Genomic DNA, 2966 nt, shown 5'->3' with positions numbered 1-2966 from the left:
TCTTTTCCGCTTTTTTTCTACTCATGGTCAGTCACCTCCGGGATAACGAAACCTGAAGTCTTGTCCCTGTCTCTGATGATCCGGAAAGCTTCGCTGACCTGATGGTAATAATAAAAAGTATCATCCGTACTCTGATGTCCCAGATACCGGCTCAGAAATGGAAGCATTTCCTTAAGTGCGACACCTTCTTCCATCCAGAGATTCATCCTTTTTACTACAAAGCTATGTCTGAGGCAGTGAACAGTAGGAGTTTTGTCACAGCCTTCTGCATATGGTGTTGCATTCCATGCCCTGCGAAATGCTGCGTTTATAGTGACAGAACACAGGCAGTTGCCCGGTTCTCTTGCAGGGAAAACCCATTCTGATACGCATCCATGATGATCATTCAGTATTGTCTTATATTCCTTCATTAACACAGCAAGATCATCAGACATATATATCAGCCTGTCTTTATGACCTTTTGACTGCATGATTTTTAATGTTCCCGCTTCAAGATCTGCATCACTCCACTTCAGTTTTCTCGCTTCTGAAATACGCAGGCCACAACAATAGATCAATCTGAAGATCACTTTATACTCTGTAGACAGACGCAAAAACGAGGGCACTTTTATCTCTGGAGAATAACTGTCGATTTCATGAAAGAATGCTGATATTTCATCATCTGACAAGACATGCACCAGTCTTTTTTCACATTTATAAAAATTCGACGGAATATATGCTTCCTCACCGAGGGAGATCATGAATAACGCAAACTGACGGATTATAGAAGTACGTGCTGAACAGGTAGATAATGCTTCTCCTTCACGCAATGTCCCCCATTTTTTGACCAGTTCCCTGCTGAGATATGGCTGTATAACGGATTCTTTTACACAAAAATCGTCAAAATGTTTCAGTTTCCATTCTTCAGTTTCATAAGTGAATCCAACAGACCGCTTTTCCTGTAGAAACTGTTTAATATACGGAGCAAAACAGCTTTGATATTCATATCCGATGATCTTCATTACAGACCTCCTTCCAACATCAGTCCGGTACCTGACAATGATAATCCGCATTTTCTGCTTCTTTCATCATCCAGAAGAAGGTATTTCATTACGCTTGTCGGATCACGATGACCAAGTGCATCCATTACATCATCGATGCCGGCATGATTTTTCAGCAGATTTGTAGCAAAAGTCCTGCGTGTCACATGAAAACCGCCGCCCTTTACATCATTTCTTTCGGGCAGGATACGGTAAAGTGCTCTGGTACATACTTTACCAGTCAATCTTCCATACGGGGCTTTGGATCTTACAAAAATAAAATCGCTTTCTGCATCAGGTCTGCCGTATTTCAGGTATGAATATATAGCATTTCCCACTTCAACAGGCATTGGAAGAGTAATCTGTGTTTTAGTTTTTTTCATGATGATTGAGATCTGGCATTTCTTCCAGTCGATATCCTGAAAACGGAGTGCCAGGATATCATAGGCCCTCAGTCCTGTTTTTAGGCCAAGCAAAACAATGGCAATGTCGCGAAGTTCTACAGGGGCATTATGGGTCAGCCGGTACTCCTGGATCCTCTGAATCTGTTCATCGGACAAAACATCGATGATCTTATCTACGGGTGCACTTCCTGATATAAGGCATTGATCCAGACCATGTCTTTCTGTATATCGATGTTCATCAAGATAGCGTAGGAAGGCTCTTACGATTACAAAGCGGGTGGCACGGCCTTTAAATGTGGAATGTTCATCCTGGATTGAGAATTCTTTGATTATCTCTGGAGAAATCTGTTTGAAACTGTCATACCCATGATCGATCAAAAACAGACAAAAGCTTGCACAGGAACATCGATAAGATTTAAGTGTACCGCTTTCGCGATATTCACGTTTTTTCTGTTCTAAAAGACCTGCGACGGCTTCCTTACACCATTCAGGGAGTTCATCATATATGGTAGGAATGTATTTATATTTCCCGCCCGGGTGGATATCGCCGCTAAGAAGATATTCATTACAAAAACTCAGAACTCTTCTCCAGTGAAGCCAGGAAGTTCCCAGTGTATTTTTTACCTCAGAGAACCATATCCAAACGATATCCGGATGATAACCAAGATCATGTATATCCAGAAACAGATAAAAAGCTGTTAATGCATGTTTTGCCAGTTTCAAAGTAGTACCGATATATCCATGGGCTTGCAGGCATTCGATAAAAGGCTCAATCTTTCCTTTAAAGTCTGCGGCTGACATAATTACATCTATCGTTTTCTGTAAAGCTGCTTTATTCTCTGAACAAAACGTATCGATCAACCCGATATGAGGATAAATCTGACTGTTAAAGAGAAGACTGTATGGCTTTGTGCATTTCCCGATCTTTTCATAGAACTGTATCATCCGAGCCGTGTAATTAAGGATCACGTTTCTGGTTTCATCTGATTGATACATTTTTGTGTTTACAAGTATCAGTACCGCTTCGTATGAGATATCTGATATATTGACAACTCCAATTTCATCAAAAATGAGTAACCCTTCGGAACAATAGGTACGTGTTAATTCTAATGTGCGTTTTGTATAACGTTTACAACAGTCTTCAAGATAGAAATCAAGATCATCTTTCCATGAAACTGGAAGTTTATCGTATATTGATTGATTTAGATATAACCTGCGGTTAGATACTGTTCCTGAAGAATCCATTTCCTCTAACTGGTATACATATCGGATCCATATGACACATCGCTGTGAAGGAAGGCTTTTCTTAATCTCAGCAAACCATTCATCACGCGCTTTGACCGTATACTCGGTGCTATTTTGGTCGAGATACGATCCAAGAGATTCATAACAGTCCCTATGCGACTTTCTACTGCTTGAACACACCTTCTTTTCTTTAAGTAGTGACATTACCTTTTCGACGGTATCAGCATAATTCATGAAATCACATCCTTTCGATTTTAATGCGATTCCATTATCACATAAAATATGTTATCCTCATCTT

2 protein-coding genes are annotated in these 2966 nt (G+C 40.3%); both read right to left on the bottom strand.

The annotated features are described in order from the left end of the window. Positions 1–17: 17 nt before the first annotated feature. Positions 18–1001, bottom strand: a complete 984-nt coding sequence (locus QZZ35_RS10680) for a tyrosine-type recombinase/integrase (protein WP_291237389.1) — start codon at positions 999–1001, stop codon at positions 18–20. Further along, positions 1001–2902 (bottom strand): tyrosine-type recombinase/integrase, encoded by a 1902-nt coding sequence (locus QZZ35_RS10675; protein ID WP_291237388.1) that lies wholly within the window; start codon positions 2900–2902, stop codon positions 1001–1003. The genes QZZ35_RS10680 and QZZ35_RS10675 overlap by 1 nt, the downstream gene beginning before the upstream one ends. Between the last annotated feature and the right edge of the window lie 64 nt (positions 2903–2966).

This window comes from Frisingicoccus sp., from assembly GCA_016298055.1.
Classification (GTDB): Bacteria; Bacillota; Clostridia; order Lachnospirales; family Lachnospiraceae; genus Frisingicoccus.
Note: the sequence above shows the minus strand (reverse complement) of the source record. Positions and strands in the feature narration are given on the sequence as shown.

Bases quoted from the DNA above. Each gene is read 5' to 3' on its own strand.
- QZZ35_RS10675 (WP_291237388.1), bottom strand. From the start codon at position 2,902: ATGAATTATGCTGATACCGTCGAAAAGGTAATGTCACTACTTAAAGAA.
- QZZ35_RS10680 (WP_291237389.1), bottom strand. From the start codon at position 1,001: ATGAAGATCATCGGATATGAATATCAAAGCTGTTTTGCTCCGTATATT.